The sequence below is a fragment of the Mesorhizobium sp. P2_B11 genome (genome assembly GCF_056404855.1).
The window spans coordinates 296,710-313,137 of record NZ_JBFUDF010000004.1 but is presented as its reverse complement, the minus strand read 5'-3'; the positions used below and the strand labels follow the sequence as shown (position 1 = coordinate 313,137).

The 16,428-nt window shown below is 62.6% G+C and carries 15 protein-coding genes; 10 read left to right on the top strand and 5 right to left on the bottom strand.

From position 1 onward, the window contains the following. The first annotated feature begins 41 nt into the window (after positions 1–41). The 7 genes from AC1DYJ_RS15060 to AC1DYJ_RS15030 all read left to right on the top strand — a co-directional run bounded on the left by AC1DYJ_RS15060 (position 42) and on the right by AC1DYJ_RS15030 (position 8,323). Positions 42–1,412, top strand: a complete 1,371-nt coding sequence (locus AC1DYJ_RS15060; RefSeq protein ID WP_477286107.1) for a glutamine synthetase family protein — start codon at positions 42–44, stop codon at positions 1,410–1,412. A gap of 132 nt (positions 1,413–1,544) precedes the next feature. Continuing rightward, positions 1,545–2,933 (top strand): aldehyde dehydrogenase family protein, encoded by a 1,389-nt coding sequence (locus AC1DYJ_RS15055; RefSeq protein WP_477426138.1) that lies wholly within the window; start codon positions 1,545–1,547, stop codon positions 2,931–2,933. Between the two features lie 17 nt (positions 2,934–2,950). Continuing rightward, complete coding sequence (locus tag AC1DYJ_RS15050; protein WP_477286111.1) at positions 2,951–4,123, top strand: iron-containing alcohol dehydrogenase; 1,173 nt, start codon at positions 2,951–2,953, stop codon at positions 4,121–4,123. A gap of 240 nt (positions 4,124–4,363) precedes the next feature. Further along, positions 4,364–5,470 (top strand): extracellular solute-binding protein, encoded by a 1,107-nt coding sequence (locus tag AC1DYJ_RS15045; protein ID WP_025583855.1) that lies wholly within the window; start codon positions 4,364–4,366, stop codon positions 5,468–5,470. Between the two features lie 66 nt (positions 5,471–5,536). Beyond that, complete coding sequence (locus AC1DYJ_RS15040) at positions 5,537–6,454, top strand: ABC transporter permease (RefSeq protein WP_477286114.1); 918 nt, start codon at positions 5,537–5,539, stop codon at positions 6,452–6,454. Further along, a complete protein-coding gene (locus tag AC1DYJ_RS15035; RefSeq protein ID WP_477286116.1) occupies positions 6,451–7,242 on the top strand; it encodes an ABC transporter permease in 792 nt (263 codons plus the stop codon). Before AC1DYJ_RS15040 ends, AC1DYJ_RS15035 begins: the two co-directional genes overlap by 4 nt. 16 nt (positions 7,243–7,258) lie before the next feature. Beyond that, positions 7,259–8,323 (top strand): ABC transporter ATP-binding protein, encoded by a 1,065-nt coding sequence (locus AC1DYJ_RS15030; RefSeq protein WP_477286118.1) that lies wholly within the window; start codon positions 7,259–7,261, stop codon positions 8,321–8,323. Positions 8,324–8,372: 49 nt separating this feature from the next. Here AC1DYJ_RS15030 and AC1DYJ_RS15025 read toward each other — a convergent pair whose 3' ends face one another. Together AC1DYJ_RS15025 and AC1DYJ_RS15020 are read right to left on the bottom strand one after the other, a co-directional pair. Then, positions 8,373–8,918, bottom strand: a complete 546-nt coding sequence (locus AC1DYJ_RS15025; RefSeq protein ID WP_477286120.1) for a hypothetical protein — start codon at positions 8,916–8,918, stop codon at positions 8,373–8,375. A gap of 72 nt (positions 8,919–8,990) precedes the next feature. Then, positions 8,991–9,617 carry a glutathione S-transferase family protein gene (locus AC1DYJ_RS15020; RefSeq protein WP_477286122.1) on the bottom strand — a complete coding sequence of 209 codons (627 nt, stop codon included), beginning with the start codon at positions 9,615–9,617 and terminating at the stop codon, positions 8,991–8,993. Positions 9,618–9,742: 125 nt separating this feature from the next. On the opposite strand from AC1DYJ_RS15020, the gene AC1DYJ_RS15015 reads away from it, so the two are divergent. The 3 genes from AC1DYJ_RS15015 to AC1DYJ_RS15005 all read left to right on the top strand — a co-directional run bounded on the left by AC1DYJ_RS15015 (position 9,743) and on the right by AC1DYJ_RS15005 (position 13,145). Then, positions 9,743–11,296, top strand: a complete 1,554-nt coding sequence (locus tag AC1DYJ_RS15015) for a cation:proton antiporter (RefSeq protein WP_477286124.1) — start codon at positions 9,743–9,745, stop codon at positions 11,294–11,296. Positions 11,297–11,383: 87 nt separating this feature from the next. Beyond that, entirely contained in the window at positions 11,384–12,292 is a 909-nt protein-coding gene (locus tag AC1DYJ_RS15010) for an endonuclease/exonuclease/phosphatase family protein (RefSeq protein WP_477286126.1), read from the top strand. Positions 12,293–12,299: 7 nt separating this feature from the next. Next, entirely contained in the window at positions 12,300–13,145 is an 846-nt protein-coding gene (locus AC1DYJ_RS15005) for an EamA family transporter (protein WP_477286128.1), read from the top strand. On the opposite strand, the gene AC1DYJ_RS15000 is transcribed toward AC1DYJ_RS15005, so the two are convergent. The 3 genes from AC1DYJ_RS15000 to AC1DYJ_RS14990 all read right to left on the bottom strand — a co-directional run bounded on the left by AC1DYJ_RS15000 (position 13,142) and on the right by AC1DYJ_RS14990 (position 16,418). Then, complete coding sequence (locus AC1DYJ_RS15000; RefSeq protein ID WP_477286130.1) at positions 13,142–14,359, bottom strand: MFS transporter; 1,218 nt, start codon at positions 14,357–14,359, stop codon at positions 13,142–13,144. The genes AC1DYJ_RS15005 and AC1DYJ_RS15000 overlap by 4 nt on opposite strands. A 90-nt stretch (positions 14,360–14,449) precedes the next feature. After that, positions 14,450–14,767: a Dabb family protein gene (locus AC1DYJ_RS14995; protein ID WP_477286132.1), complete on the bottom strand. Its 318-nt coding sequence runs from the start codon at positions 14,765–14,767 to the stop codon at positions 14,450–14,452. A 22-nt stretch (positions 14,768–14,789) separates the two neighbouring features. Next, positions 14,790–16,418, bottom strand: a complete 1,629-nt coding sequence (locus AC1DYJ_RS14990; RefSeq protein WP_477286134.1) for a GMC family oxidoreductase — start codon at positions 16,416–16,418, stop codon at positions 14,790–14,792. Positions 16,419–16,428 lie beyond the last annotated feature (10 nt).

Below are 16,428 nucleotides of genomic sequence, written 5' to 3'. Positions count from 1 at the left end.
TCATTTACCCCTCAATCGACCAGCGCTGGAGTGCCAAAGGAATGGCCGGAAATTTCTCGTTCGATCAGTTGAAGAAAGCGGTCTCCAATGGCGAGATCGACACCGTGCTCGCCTGCATCGTCGACATGCAGGGCAGGCTCGCGGGAAAGCGCTTCCTCGCGCAGTATTTCGTCGATTCCGCCCATGACGAGACGCATGGCTGCAACTATCTGCTCGCCGCCGATATCGATATGGAGCCGGTGCCGGGCTACAAGGCGGCAAGCTGGTCGAAGGGCTATGGCGACTTCGTCATGAAGCCGGATCTATCGACGCTGCGGCGTCTTCCGTGGCTGGAAAAGACGGCGCTGGTGATCTGCGACGTGCTCGACCACCACACCCATGACGACCTGCCGCATTCGCCGCGCGCCATGCTGAAGAAGCAGGTCAAGCGGCTCTCCGAGCGCGGCTATATCGGCTACTTCGCCTCGGAGCTCGAATTCTATCTGTTCAACGAGACCTATGATTCGGCCCGCAAGAAGCACTGGCAGGGTCTCGACACCGCTTCGCCCTATATCGGCGACTACCAGATCGGCATCACCACCAAGGAAGAAGGCGTCATGCGCCGGCTTCGCAACGAGATGGAAGCGGCCGGCATCCCGATCGAAAACTCCAAGGGCGAATGGGGTCCGGGCCAGGAAGAAATCAATGTGCGCTATGCCGAAGCGCTCGACATGGCCGACCGCCACGTCATCCTGAAGAACGGCGCCAAGGAGATTGCCGAGTCCGAAGGCAAGTCGATCTCCTTCATGTCCAAATACAATTACGGGCTCGCGGGCAATTCCAGCCACATCCACAATTCGCTGTGGAGCGCCGACGGCAAGACGCCTTTGTTCTTCGACAAGAAGGCGGACTGGACGTTATCGACGCTCGGCCAGCAATGGGCGGCGGGGCAGCTGAAATACGCCAAGGAGTTCACCTGGTTCCTGGCGCCCTACATCAACTCCTACAAGCGCTTCCAGGCCGGCACCTTCGCGCCGACCAAGATTATGTGGAGCGAGGACAACCGCACCGCCGGCTTCCGGCTCTGCGGTGAGGGCACCAAGGGCATCCGCATGGAATGCCGCATCGGCGGCGCCGATCTGAACCCGTATTTGGCCTTCGCCGCGCTGATCGCGGCCGGCCTTGCCGGCATCGATGAGAAGCTCGAACTGCAGAAGCCGTTCGTCGGCGACGCCTACCAGGCGTCGCGCCTGCCGGAGATCCCGAAGACGCTGCGCGATGCCACCGAGACGCTCGCCAAGTCGAAGATGCTGAAGCAGGCGCTCGGCGACGACGTGCTCGAACATTACGTCCACACCGCCAAGTGGGAACAGTTCGAATACGACCGCCGCATTACGGATTGGGAACTGCACAGGGGGTTCGAGCGGTACTAGGGCAGCCTGCGAACGTCGGCTGCCTCGCACTCTTTCCCCGTTGAGAATGGGAGAGAGTGCGCCGCCGTTGGAGCGGAGGCAGCGCCAAGCCATGTCATTCTTGATTGTTGTAAAAGTACGAGGACTTACAAAATGACCGAAACGGTCAAACTCAAATCCCCCATCGATGGTTCGATCTATGCCGAACGCCCGATCGCGACCGACCAGGCGATCAATGCCGCGGTCGAGCGCGCCAAGGCGGCGCAGGAGAAGTGGGCGCAGACGCCGATCRTCGAGCGCGGCAAGTATATGCTGGCGATGCTGGAAGCGCTGGTTGCCATGACCGACGACATCGTGCCCGAGATCGCCTGGCAGATGGGCCGGCCGGTGCGTTATGGCGGCGAGTTCGGCGGCGTCAAGGAACGCACCAACTACATGGTCGAGATCGCCGAACAGGCGCTGAAATCCGTGCCGGCGTCCAACCCCAAGGACGGCTTCCGCCGCTATGTGAAGAAGGATCCGCTCGGCGTCGTCATGGTGATTGCGCCGTGGAACTATCCTTATCTGACCGCTGTCAACACCATCGTGCCGGCGCTGATGGCCGGCAATACCGTCATCCTGAAGCATGCGGCGCAGACGCTGCTGGTCGGCGAACGGTTCAGCCAAGCGTTTGACAAGATTGGTCTGCCCAAGGGCGTGTTCCAGAATGTCGTGCTCAACCATGCCCAGACCGAGAAGCTGCTCGGCTCCGGCAAGATCGACCATGTCAACTTCACCGGCTCGGTCGGCGGCGGCCGCGCCATCGAAAAGGCGGCGGCCGGCACCTTCATGACGCTCGGCCTCGAGCTTGGCGGCAAGGATCCGGCCTATGTTCTGCCCGACGCCAAGCTCGACCATGCGGTGGCCAATCTGGTCGACGGCGCCTTCTACAATTCCGGCCAGTGCTGCTGTGGCATCGAGCGCGTCTATGTGCATGAGAAGGTCTACGACCAGTTCGTCGAAGGCTTCATCGCCGAGACGAAGAACTATGTCGTCGGCAATCCGCTGGAGCAGGCGACGACAATGGGGCCGATGGCGCAGGCGCGCTTCGCCGACCTGATCCGCGAGCAGAAGGCCGAGGCGCTGCGCAAGGGCGCGGTGGCGCATATCAATATGAAGGTGGCTAACGATAGAGCCGGCTCGCCCTATCTGGCGCCGGAAGTGCTGACCAGCGTCGACCACCAGATGAGCGTCATGCGCGAGGAAAGCTTTGGCCCGATCGTCGGCATCATGAAGGTGCGCAATGACGAAGAGGCGATCGCGCTGATGAACGACAGCCCCTACGGGCTGACCGCCTCGATCTGGACGCGCGACACCGAGCACGCCATCGCCATCGGCGACCGTGTCGAGACCGGCACGGTGTTCATGAACCGTTGCGACTATCTCGATCCGGCGCTGGTCTGGACCGGCGTCAAGGACACCGGCAAGGGTGTTGCCCTGTCGGCGCTCGGCTATGACAATCTGACCCGGCCGAAATCCTTCCACCTGCGCGAAGCCATCTGATTTTTGAAAGACAAGACATGTCCAAGCTGATCTCCAAATGGAACTACCCGACCACCGTCCGCTTCGGCGCCGGGCGCATCAAGGAATTGCCAGACGTGCTTGAGGCCACCGGCATCAAGCGGCCGCTCTTCGTCACCGATCCCGGGCTGGCCAAACTGCCTGTTGTCGCTTCGACGCTGAAGATCCTCGACGACGCCAAGGTGCCCTATGGCGTGTTTTCCGAGGTGAAGCCGAACCCGGTCGATTCCAACCTCACCGCCGGCATCACCGTGTTCAAGAGGGGCAAGCATGACGGCGTCATCGCTTTCGGCGGCGGCTCGGCGCTCGATCTCGGCAAGCTGATCGCCTTCCAGGCAGGGCAGACAAGGCCCGTCTGGGACTTCGAGGATGTCGGCGACTGGTGGACACGCGCCAATTCCGATGCGATCGCGCCGATCATCGCCGTGCCGACCACCGCCGGCACCGGTTCGGAAGTCGGCCGCGCCGGCGTCATCACCAATGAGGCGACGCACACCAAGAAGGTCATCTTCCATCCGAAACTTTTGCCGGCAATCGTCATTGCCGATCCGGAACTGTCGGTTGGCATGCCCGGTTTCATCACCGCCGGCACCGGTATGGATGCGCTCGCCCACTGTCTCGAAGCCTATTGCGCGCCTGGCTACCACCCGATGGCCGATGGCATTGCCGTCGAAGGCATCCGCCTGGTGTTCGAGAACCTGCCCAAGGCCTATGCCAACGGCAAGGACCTGGTTGCCCGCGCCCATATGATGAGCGCGGCCGCCATGGGCGCCGCCGCCTTCCAGAAGGGGCTGGGCGCCATCCATTCGCTGTCGCACCCGATCGGCGCGCTCTATGACACCCATCACGGCATGACCAATGCGGTGTTCATGCCTTATGTCCTGGCCTTCAACCGGGACTCGATCGAGGAGCGCATTGCCCGGCTCGCCGCCTATTGCGGCATCAAGGGCGGCTTCGACGGCTTTGCCAAAGCGATCATCAAGCTGCGCAAGGAGCTGAAGGTGCCGCATGCGCTGCCCGGGCTGATCAAGGGCCTCGACATGGACAAGAAGCGCAAGGGGCTGATCGCCGACATGGCGGTGGTCGATCCGACTGCCGGCGGCAACCCGGTGAAGCTGACCAAGAAGGCGGCGCTGACGCTGCTCGAAAACGCCATTGCCGGCACCGTCTGAGGCGGATTGCGGCGACGGAAGTGATCTGGAAACGAGGGGAAAGGAAAGGGTAAGGGGGCAAAACGCAAGGCCATAAACCATTAGCCGGGAAATTAAGTAGAGGCTAATTGCTACGGCCCGTTAAAAAGAGTTAACTTTTCGTGCCGCCGGGGCCAGTTTCAAAAAGCTTTCATCTGGCTGTCACATGAAAACGATACCGCATCGCAGGCGTCCATGACGCCAGTTCAACGGAGAGAACACATGTTCAAGTTTACGGGGAAAGTGCTTTCCCTATCGGCCGTCGCCCTCATGGCGACCTCTGCTATCTCGTCGGCCCAGTCCATGGATGAACTGGTTGCCGCGGCAAAGAAGGAAGGCCAGCTCACCACCATCGCGCTGCCGCATGACTGGTGCGGCTATGGCGCCGTCATCGACGGCTTCAAGGCGAAATATCCGGAAATCACCATCAACGAACTCAACCCCGATGCCGGCTCCGGCGACGAGGTCGAGGCGATCAAGGCCAACAAGGACAACAAAGGGCCGCAGGCACCTGACGTCATCGACGTCGGCCTGTCCTTCGGTCCGACCGCGAAGGCCGACGGCCTTATCCAGCCCTACAAAGTGTCGACCTGGGACTCGATCCCCGACAGCGCCAAGGATGCTGACGGCTTCTGGTATGGCGACTATTACGGTGTTCTGGCCTTCGAAGTGAATAAGGATCTGGTCAAGGAGGCTCCGGCCGACTGGGCCGACCTCTTGAAGCCGGAATTTGCCAACGCAGTCGCCCTTGCCGGCGATCCGCGCACTTCGAACCAGGCGATCCAGGGCGTCTATGCCGCAGGCCTGTCGACGGGCGCCGCTGCTGGTGAGGCCGCCGGCACCGCGGGCCTCGACTTCTTCAAGAAGCTCAACGCCGCCGGCAATTTCGTTCCCGTCGTCGGCAAGGCTGCGACACTCGCCCAGGGCCAGACCCCGATCCTGATCACCTGGGACTACAACGCGCTCGCCGGCCGCGACACGCTGAAAGGCAACCCGCCCGTCGACGTCATCGTGCCGAAGACCGGCGTCGTCGCCGGCGTCTACGTGCAGGCGATCAGCGCCTACGCGCCGCATCCGAATGCAGCCAAGCTCTGGATGGAACATCTCTATTCCGACGAAGGCCAGATCGGCTGGCTGAAGGGCTACTGCCACCCGATCCGCTTCAACGATCTCGCCAAGAACGGCAAGATCCCGGCTGACGTGCTGGCCAAGTTGCCGCCGGCGGAGTCCTATGCCGCTGCCGTGTTCCCGACGCTCGAGGAGCAGGCCAAGGCTAAGGAAGCCATCTCCAAGAACTGGGACGCCACTGTCGGCGCCAACGTCAAGTAAGACTTGGAAAATCCACCGGGCGGTCGTAAGGCCGCCCGGCTCTCTCCAGAAGACGGTAGCCGGCGCATGACCGATCTCTCGCTTTCAAATCAGGCATTTGCCACCAAGCCGGCGCCACCGAAGGAGGCGACCGCTTTCCGCTTGCCGACGCAATGGATCGGCGTGGCGCCGTTCTTCATCTTTGCCCTGATGTTCCTTATCATGCCCACGCTCTATCTGGTGTTGGGCGCCTTCCGGAACGGTGAAGGCGGGTTCACGTTTGACAATATTCTGCAGCTGGTCAGCGATCCGTCGATCAGCAATTCCTACTGGTCTTCGATCAAGATCAGTTTCTGGTCGGCCATCATCGGGGCGTTTGCCGGGCTCGCAATAGCAATCGCGATCGTGCGCGGCGGACTGCCCAGCTGGACGCGCTCCGCGACCCTGACCTTTTCCGGCGTTGCCTCCAATTTCGCCGGCTTGCCACTCGCCTTCGCGTTCCTGGCCACGCTCGGCCGCGTCGGCATCGTCACGACGCTTCTGCGTGACGTCCTCAACATCAACATTTACGCGATGGGCTTCAATTTTCTAACCACAACGGGCCTGATCGCGGTCTATCTGTTCTTCCAGATACCGCTGATGGTGGTCATCATCGTGCCGGCGATCGACGGTTTGAAGAAAGAATGGGGAGAGGCGGCTGCCACGCTCGGCGCCACGCAGGCGCAGTACTGGCGCATGGTAGTCATCCCTGTGATATGGCCGAGTTTCCTCGGCACGGTCATCCTGTTGTTTGCGAACGCCTTCGGCGCTATCGCGACCGCCTATGCGTTTGCTGGTCCGACGCTCAACATCGTTCCGATCAAGCTCTACTCGCAAATGAATGGCGACGTGCTGCACAACCCGCAACTGGCTTATGCCATAGCCTTCGGCATGATCGTCATCACCGGGCTGGCGAATGTCTTCTACATCTGGTTTCGGACACGGTCCGAAAGGTGGCTCAAATGAAGTCGGGTAAGTTCTGGGCCTGGGTCGTCTTTATTGTCGGGGCCGCTTATTTCTTCATCCCGCTGATGGCGACGGTCGAGTTCTCGCTGCGCATGCGGCGCGGCGTCCACTCCTTCGACGCCTATCAAGTCGTGCTGGGCGACGCGCGCTTTCAGTCGACCTTCCTGTTTTCAGTCGTCGCTGCCATCTGCACCATTATTCTCGGGGTGCTGATCGTGGTGCCGGCCGCGTACTGGATCCGGCTGCGTCTGCCGCAGCTTAGGCCAATCGTTGAATTCATCACCCTTTTGCCACTCGTCATTCCGGCGATCGTCATCGTCTTCGGCTATATCAGGATGTACGGCTCCAACTCGCCATTGCCGTTCCTGGCAAGCAGTTGGGGTGCGAACGCGTTGCTTGTCATTGGCTATACGACGCTGTCCCTGCCTTACATGTATCGAGCCGTTGACACCGGTCTGCGCACCATCGATGTGCGCACGCTGACCGAAGCCGCGCAAATTCTGGGCGCAGGCTGGGGCACGATCATCACCCGCGTCATCCTGCCCAATGTGCTGATCGCAGTGCTGTCGGGCGCATTCCTGACATTCGCCATCGTCATTGGCGAGTTTACAATGGCCAGTCTGCTCAGCCGTCCGGCTTTCGGCCCGTATCTGCAGAACATCGGCGCCAACCGCGCCTATGAACCCGCGGCCCTTGCTGTGATAGCCTTCGCCATTACCTGGGGCTGCATGTCGCTGATCCAGATCCTGTCCCGCTTCGCGCCGAAATCGGCGAACCGCCCAAATTGATCGAGAGAACCACGCCATGGCCGACCCATTCCTCTCCATCCAGCACGTTCGAAAGTCCTTTGGCGCCACCACGGTGGTGGAGGACTTCAACCTTGATGTCGAACCGGGCGAGTTCATCTCGTTCCTCGGCCCATCCGGTTGCGGCAAGACGACCGTGCTGCGCATGGTCGCCGGCTTTGAGGAGCCCTCGGCCGGTAAGATCGTTGTCGGCGGCAAGGATATTACCAGGCTGAAGCCCAACCAGCGCAATGTCGGCATGGTGTTCCAGGCCTATGCGCTGTTCCCCAACCTGACGGTGGCGCAGAACATCGCCTTCGGGCTGAAAGTCGGCGGCATGAACAAGCCGGATGCCGACCGGCGCGTCGCCGAGATGCTCGACATCATCAAGCTGCCGCAGATGGCCGACCGCTATCCCTACCAGCTCTCGGGTGGCCAGCAGCAGCGTATCGCGCTGGCTCGCGCCATTGCGCCGAAGCCGAAGCTGCTCTTGCTCGACGAGCCGCTGTCGGCGCTCGACGCCAAGGTGCGCGTGTCGCTGCGCGAGGAAATCCGCTCGATCCAGAAGAAGCTCGGCATCACCACCATCTTCGTCACCCATGACCAGGAAGAGGCGCTGTCAATCTCGGACCGCATCGCGGTCATGTATGGCGGTAAGGCCGAGCAGGTCGGTACACCGTTCGAGATCTACAACCGGCCGGCGACGAAGTTCGTCGCCAATTTCGTCGGCACGCTGAACGTGCTCGAAGGCAAGGTCACCGATGCCGCGGCCGGCACGGTGCAGGTCAACACCCAGCAAGTCTCGCTCAAGGGCAAGCTCAACGGTTCGAAGTCCGGTGACATGCTGTCGCTTGCGCTGCGCCCCGAGGCGATTTCGCTGGGGCGTCAGCCCGGCCGCGATTCCAGCCTGTCGGGCGAAATCTCCGAGGTGCACTTCCTCGGCTCGGTGATCCGGGTTCGGGTGGGCATCGGCGGCAACACGGTATCGCTCGACACGTTCAATAGCCCGGCCTCGCCGCCGCCCGCCGTCGGCGAGAAGGCCGAGATTTCGTTCTCGTCGGACGATATGCTGGTGCTGCACTAAAAGGGGCAGACGCGGGCTTCGATGATGAGGAGTAAACCAGGCCGGAGTTCTATTCGGCCGGACAACGACCCCAGAGTGTAGGCATTCCGTAGTCGAAATCGACCTCCATCATGGCGTTGGGTGTCATCATCATCAGTGCGCTTGTGCCGTTGGCGGATCTTAGAATTTCTTTGCCGTTTCCGCCCAGTGTCCCCTGGACGTCCATTTTCTGCTGGACGTTCCACCGATAGCTGTAGGTCATTCCTATCCTGAAAATATACTCTTTGTAGATTGCCTGCTTCTCGCGGCGAGGCTGGATTATCATTTCGAAGGAATAATCAGTCAGTTTCTTGAAGTTTACGCCGTAGTCGAGGCAATCCTCCTTTACACCGTCCTCGCTGGTCAAGTCGGCATATCCTACATCGAACCATTTTCCTTCCAGGAGGGGGAGAGCTTTCTCGTTCGTCTGCTGCGCCCAGAGTCCCATACCTGGGTCCGGTCGCGGAGTTCCTAGAAGTTTGATCTTTGCCGCTTTCAATTCGTCGTAAAGCGCGGAAGCCTTCGCAACGGGTGAAAGCAGTATCAACGCGCACAATGCTATGAATAGTCTTTTCACCGAGAGCTCCTTACACGGCTGAAACCTGTGAGTTTCAGCGTTCCGCAGTAAACGACCGAAGCCTTCGACAGGTCAAGCAGGTGCGATAAAGGCCTGCGAAATCTCCTGGAAAACCGGCAGCGCTTCCATCCGCGCGGCGTGGGCTTCCAGCTTCGGGAAGTCGGCCAGCGAAACCAGGCCCGGATGGGCGTCGCCGAGGAAGCGCAGCATCACGGCCACCGCTATGTCGGCATGGCCGAAATCATCGCCGAACCACCAGGCGCTGGATCGGGCGGCGCGGTCTGCTTCAAGCACGGCCAGAACCGTCGCGATCTGCTTTCGGCAGCGGCCGACCCAGAGGTCGGAGACCTTGTCGTGCAGGCGCCCTTCGTAGAACAGGCTGACGATCTTGTCGCCGAGGCCTATCGCCAGGGCAGCGACCTTGAGGGCTTGATGCCGCGTCGGTTCGCCCGCTGGAAAAAGCCTCTTGTCGGTCGAAACAAGGCTGTCGAGATAGTCGAGGATCATGTGGCTTTCGATCAGCACCTCGCCATTGTCGAGCACCAGCGTCGGCACCCGCGTCAGCGGATTGTAGGGGCGGATCTTGTCGGCGTCGCCGAAGGCGGACCACGGCCGATGCTCGAAGGCAATGCCATACAGGGTCATGGCGATGCCGACGCGGCGGACGAAGGGCGAGTCATACTGGCCGATGAGGATCATGACCAATTCTATACGCCGGCAGTCCGGTCCGGGCATACGGCCAGAGCCGGGCGTTTGCTGGACAATCAACAGCATCTTGCCGTCCAGCCACTGCCCATGATGCCGCTTCGCCGCTACGATGGGCCATGGCTCTTTTCGAACTGACCCTTGTCCTGCTTCTGGCTGCCGTCGCGCTGACGGCGCTGTCGAGACGGCTGGAGATACCCTATCCGTCCCTGCTGGCCTTGGCCGGGGTCGCGATTGCCTTCGTACCCGGTGCGCCGACGATCGAGATCGATCCTGAACTTGCGCTTGCGCTGTTCATCGCGCCGGTGCTTCTCGATGCCGCCTATGACACCTCGCTGCGCGACCTGAAGCGCTACCGGCTGTCGCTGGCGCTGCTGGCGCTTGGCGCGGTTGTCTTCACCACCGTGGTGGTTGCCTTCGTCGGCTGGAAGATGGCCGGTCTGCCGATAGCGGCGGCGATCGCGCTCGGCGCCATCGTCGCGCCGCCGGACGCGGTGGCGGCATCCGCCGTGCTCAGCCAGTTCAAGGTGCCGCACCGCATCACCGCCATCCTGCAGGGCGAGAGCCTGCTCAACGATGCCACCGCGCTGTTGATCTACCGGCTGGCGGTTTCGGCAGCGCTCGGCACGATCATGCTGAGCAACGCCATTCCGGTGATCCTGCTGGCAACGATCGGCAGTCTGGTCGCGGGCTATGTGTTCGGCCGGATCTCGCTGCTGACGCTTGGCCGCATCGAGGACGCGGCGAGCAGCACGGTGGTGCAGTTCGCCGGAACCTTTGCCGTCTGGATCATCGCCGACAGGCTCGGTCTTTCCGCCATCATCACCATCGTCGTCTACGCCATCACCATCGCACGCAGGGCGCCGCGCCGTATGTCGGCCAGACGCCGTGTCAGCACCTATTCGGTGTGGGAATCAGCGGTGTTCGTGCTCAACGTGCTGGCCTTCGTGTTGATGGGCCTGCAGGCTCGCTCGATCGTCGGCCGTCTCGCCGGCGACGGGCAAGGCGAAGCCTTTCTCTTCGCGGGAACCGTGCTGGTGGTCGTCATCGTGGCGCGGCTGGTCTGGGTCGGGAGTTACGTCGCCATCATCCGATGGCTTGCCCGCCTCGGCAGCCAGGAGGCAAAGCGCGATCTGCCGACATTTGGCGGCGCCGTGCTGGTCGGCTGGTGCGGCATGCGCGGGCTGGTGACGCTGGTGGTGGCGATTGCCCTGCCGGCCGATTTTCCCCACCGCGACCCGATCGTGCTTGCCGCCTTCGCAGTGGTTCTGGGCACGCTGGTGCTGCAAGGCATGACCCTGAAGCCGCTGCTGCGCTGGATCAACTTCGCCCCGGACAGGACGATCGACAACGAGGTGGCGCAGGCGCGCGTTGCCGTCATGCAGGCAGCCCTCGACGTGTTGAGCCGCAAGACGTCGGCCGCGGCAGCCGTGGTGCGCGAGCAGTATGAAGCGCAGCGCCTGATCGCGGAAAATCCCGACGACGCTCAGGCCGCAACCGAATATGACCGGCTGCGCCTCTATGCCATCAACCGCCAGCGCGACACGCTGGAAGAACTGCGCCGCAACGGCACGATCGGTGATGAGGCCTATCACCGGCTGGAAGAGGAAATCGACTGGGCGGAACTGGCGGCGTCGCCGGCCGGAAGTTTCCAGCCGCTGACCACCTGGTAGGCTGGCCCAGCGCCGTTGCCGCGGCGGTCCATTGCAAGCCCATCGCCGAACCGCTACTGCCAACAGCGAAACTGAGCCGGATAAGCAATGAAGCTGGTCAGCTACAACATCCAGTACGGGTTCGGCGGCGACGGCCGTTACGATCTTTCGCGTGCCGCGCGGATCGTTGACGGCGCCGACGTCATTGCGCTGCAGGAAGTGGAGCGGCATTGGCAACGGAGCAATGAGGACGACCAGCCGGAGATCCTGTCAAAACTGCTGCCGGATTATCACTGGGTCTACGGGCCGGCTTTCGACATGGACGCCAGCGAGCGGCGTGACGGCCGGCTCGTCAACCGCCGCCGGCAGTTCGGCACCATGGTTCTGTCGAGATTGCCGATCGTCTGGTCGCGTCTGCATGCGCTGCCGATGCGCCGCACGCTGAGGCCGCTCAACACCCGCAATGCCGCACTCGAATGCATGATCCGCACGCCGGCCGGTCCGGTGCGTTTCCTGTCGCTGCATCTCGCGCATATTGCTGCCGAAGAGCGGCTGGAGCAGATCGACCATCTGCTTGCCGAACATCGCCGCGCGCCGTCAGAAGGCGGACCGTGGAGCGGCATCGATGACGAGCCTGCGCGCAACTGGACCAGCGGCGAAGCCGAGCCGGAAAATCCGACGGCGGCGATCTGGATGGGCGATTTCAACATGGAGCCGGGGAGTGCCGAATATCGCCGCATCGTCGGCAGCACGCCATACCATCGCGGCGCCGCCTATCTCGATGGCTTTGTCGATGCGGCTGCCGTCGCCAGCGAACCGGCAGGTGACTTCCACACCCATGTGAAAACCATCGACGGCAAGGTGACGAAGCGCCGGCTCGACCATTGCTTCGTCGGCGGCATGTTCGCGGACCGCGTCCGCTCGGTCAGTGCCGATATCGACGAGGTGGCGTCCGATCACTTCCCGGTTCGGGTCGACATCGACCTCGAAACGCCTTTGGGCTCGGGAGGTCGCTGAGTCCTCGATGACGCTTTTCGTCTTTTTCGCGGTGCTTGCCGCTGCCGCCATGCACGCGATCTGGAACGCGCTGGTCAAGGTGCATCTCGACCGTTTCCTGTCGATCACGCTGATGACGCTGGGCATGGGGTTTGCAGCACTCTTCGTGCTGCCTTTTGTCGAGTTCCCGAAGGCCGAAGTGTGGCCCTACATCATCGCTTCGGTGATCTTCCACATGGGCTACCGGACCTTCCTGATCGGCGCCTACAAGGCCGGCGATTTTGCCCAGACCTATCCGCTGGCGCGTGGCACGGCACCGCTGCTGACGGCGCTCGGCGGCGTTGTCGTGGTGCAGGAGATGCCGGCGCCGTTCGCCATCCTCGGCATTCTTCTGCTGTCGGCCGGCACGCTGGTGATGTCGTTTCGCGGCGGCGCGCATCTGGAGCGGATCAATCTGCGCGCGGTCGCCTTTGCACTGGGCACCTCGATCTTCATCTCCAGCTACACGCTCTCCGACGGCAGCGGGGCGCGGCTGGCGGCAACGGCGCAGAGCTATGCCGCCTGGCTGTTCATCTGCGACGCGTTCGGCGCGCTGGTGCTGTGCCTCATCTTTCGTGGCCCCAAGGCGCTTCCCGTTCTGGCGCGCGACTGGAAGGCAGGCCTGTTCACCGGCGTGCTCAGCGGCGCCGCCTACTGGATCGTGATGTGGGCAATGACCAAGGCGCCGATCGCCTCGGTGGCGTCGTTGCGCGAGACCTCGATCCTGTTTGCCATGATGATCTCGGTCTTCGCGCTGGGCGAAAAGATGACGGGCTGGCGCGGTGCGGCCGCGCTCAGCATTGTCGCCGGTGTGGTGGCGTTGCGGCTGGGTTAGCCGAGCACCGTCATCACCTGGCCGCGCCGTTCCGGACTGAAGCGGATAACGACGATGATGCAGACGGCGACCACGCCGGCAAACAGCGCCAGTGCATAGCCGTAGCTGCCTCCCGGCGCCTCGGCGATGCCGGCCTGGTAGGGACCGCCATAGGAGGCCGCGAGATTTCCGGCCTGGTAGATGAAGCCGGGCAAGGTCGCCCGCACCGCCCCCGGCGACAGCTCGTTGAGATGCACCGGGATGACGCCCCATGCGCCCTGGACGGCGACCTGCATGACGAAGGCGCCGATGGCCAGCATGAAGGGGGTCGAGCTGTAGGCCCAGAGCGGGATCGCCGGCAGCGCGATCAGGCAGGCGAGCGTGATCGCATTTATGCGGCCAATCCTTTCCGACAGCGCGCCGAACGCCAGGCCGCCGACGATGGCGCCGATGTTGGCGACGATGGTGATCCAGCTCACCGTGTGCGGGTCGAAGCCATGCTGCTTCTTGAGGAAGGTCGGGTAGAGGTCCTGCGTGCCGTGGCTGAAGAAGTTGAAGAACATCATCAGCACCACGGCATAGACGGCGACGCCCCAATGCTTCTGCAGCGTTTCCAGAAGCCCCGGCTTGACGGATTTCTGCGCCTCGACGAAAGCCGGCGATTCCGGCACATGCGAGCGGATGAACAGCACGATCAGCGCCGGCAGGAAGGAGAGCAGGAACATGGCGCGCCAGCCGATCGTGTAGCCGCCGATCGTCTGCTGGTAGAGTAGGCCATAGACCACGGCCGCCAGGAGATATCCGGTGGGGTAGCCGCATTGCAGGATGCCCGAGACCATGCCGCGCGCATTGGGCGGAATGGATTCCATGGCGAGCGAACTGCCCAGCCCCCATTCACCGCCCATGGCGATGCCGAACAGCGCGCGCAACGCAAGAAAAATGCCGAGATTGGGCGAGAAGGCGGCGAGCGCACCGATCACCGAGTAGCTGACGATGTTCAGCATCAGGATGGGTTTGCGCCCATATTTGTCGGCGAGCATGCCGAAGACGAACGCGCCGATGAAGCGCGTCGCCAGCGTCAGGAACAGCGCCTTGGAGACCGCCGGGACGTCGGTGTTGAATTCGGCTGCGATGTCGGTGAGCAGGAAGGTCAGAAGGAAGAAATCAAATGCGTCGAGCGTCCAGCCGAGGAAGGAGGCAAGGACGGTTTTCTTCTGTTGCGAGGTGAGGGCCACGACGTTGCTCCAATGCATCCCCCAGGCAACGATATGTTCCTCGGCTCGCAAAAGAGAACAGCGATCAGCCGGCTTTCGAAAAGACGGCGGTCACTTTTTCGAGATATCGAGATCGAACACCATCAGCCCGTCGGTGCCGCCTTCGAGGGCGGCGACAAGCCGAGCGCCGGCGCGCTGATGCGCTTCATGCACCAGATAGGCGTCGCGGGCGGCGGCATCGCGGAAGTCGATGGTGAAGCCATGGCTGAAACCGCGCGCGAATGGCTCCGGGCTGACATTGGCGCTGAAATGGACTGTGTCCATGCCGTCAACAACGGAGCGCAGCGCCTCGAGATCGGCATGGATTGCCGTCCGCTCGGCGTCGGCGACATCGCTGCGGAATTTGACGAAGACACAGTGCCTGATCATCTGAGAGTCCTTGCTGAACTTGTTACGCCGCGCGATTGCCGGAAAACACCGCCGGTGGCAGCGGCTCGCGGCCGAGGATGATGTCGGCGCCCTTTTCGCCGACCATGATGGTCGGTGCATTGGTGTTGGAGGAGGGCACGCGCGGCATCACCGAAGCGTCGCAGACACGCAAACCTTCGATGCCGCGCAGGCGCAGGTCCGGCGTCACCACGGCCATGGCGTCGTTGCCCATGCGGCAGGTGCCGGCCGGATGATGGTCGGTCTTGCCGGTGCGGCAGGCATAGTCGATCAGCTCCTGGTCACTGGTCAGCGAGGGTCCGGGCAGCACTTCGCGCAGGACGTAAGGCGCAAGCGCCTTCTGCCGCATGATTTCGCGCGCCAGCCTCAGCCCCTTCAGCGACATGTCGCGGTCATAGGGGTCGGCCCAGTAGTTGGGGTCGATCAGCGGATGGTCGGCCGGGTCGGCACTGTTCAGCCGCACGGTGCCGCGCGAGCGCGGCCGCAGCATCGCGGAATTCAGCGTCACGCCGGGGTTTTTCAGCTTCTCGACGCCGGCCTCGATACCGGAGCCAAGGCCGAAGTGAAACTGGATGTCTGGCGAGGCGGCGGTCGGGTCGGCGTACCAGAAGCCGCCGGTCTCAAACAGGCTGGAGGCGACCGGCCCCTTTTTCAGCAGCACATATTGCAGGCCGGCCCAGAGCGTGCGGTGCAGCTTGGCGTAGTTGTCATAGGTGTGGTCGCCGGTGCATTCGCAGATGACGAACAGGTCGAGATGATCCTGCAGGTTGGAGCCGACGCCGGGCAGGTCGTGGATCGGCGTCACGCCAACGGATTTCAGATGGTCGGCGGGGCCGATGCCCGATTGCATCAGCAGCTTCGGCGAACCGATCGCGCCGGAGGACAGGATCACTTCGCGCTCGGCGCGCAGGATCGTTTTCTGGCTGCCGGGCCGGTCGACGACCTCGACGCCGATGGCGCGGCCTTTCTCGATGATGACACGCGTCACCAGCACGCCTGTCCGGACGGTCAGGTTCTTGCGGTCGCGGATGGGCTTGAGATAGGCGACCGAGGCCGAGGATCGCCGCGCGTTCTTCTGTGTCAGCTGGTAGTAGCCGACACCTTCCTGGCTGGCGCCATTGAAGTCGGGATTGAAAGGCATGCCCATTTCCTGGCCGGCGCGGAAAAACGCCTCGCAGATCGGCAGCGGCGAAATCGGGTTGGAGACGCCGAGCGGACCCTGGTCGCCGTGATAGTCGTTGGAAAAGCGCTGGTTGTTCTCGGCGCGCTTGAAATAGGGCAGCACGTCGCGATAGCCCCAGCCGACCAGGCCTTCTTCCTTTTCCCAACTGTCGTAGTCGCGGGCGTTGCCGCGCGTGTAGACCTGTGCGTTGATGGACGAGCCGCCGCCGATCACCTTGGCCTGGGTGTAGCGCAAGACGCGGTCCTGCATGTGTCTCTGCGGCACGGTCGACCAGCCCCAGGAGGCGATGCCCTTGGTCATCTTGGCGAAGCCCGCCGGCATATGGATCAGGGGATGCCAGTCCTTGCCGCCGGCTTCAAGCAGCAGCACGGAATTTGCCGGGTCTTCGCTCAGCCGGTTGGCGAGAATGCAACCGGCGGGGCCGCTGCCAACGATGATGTAGTCGGTCATGGTCCTGGTC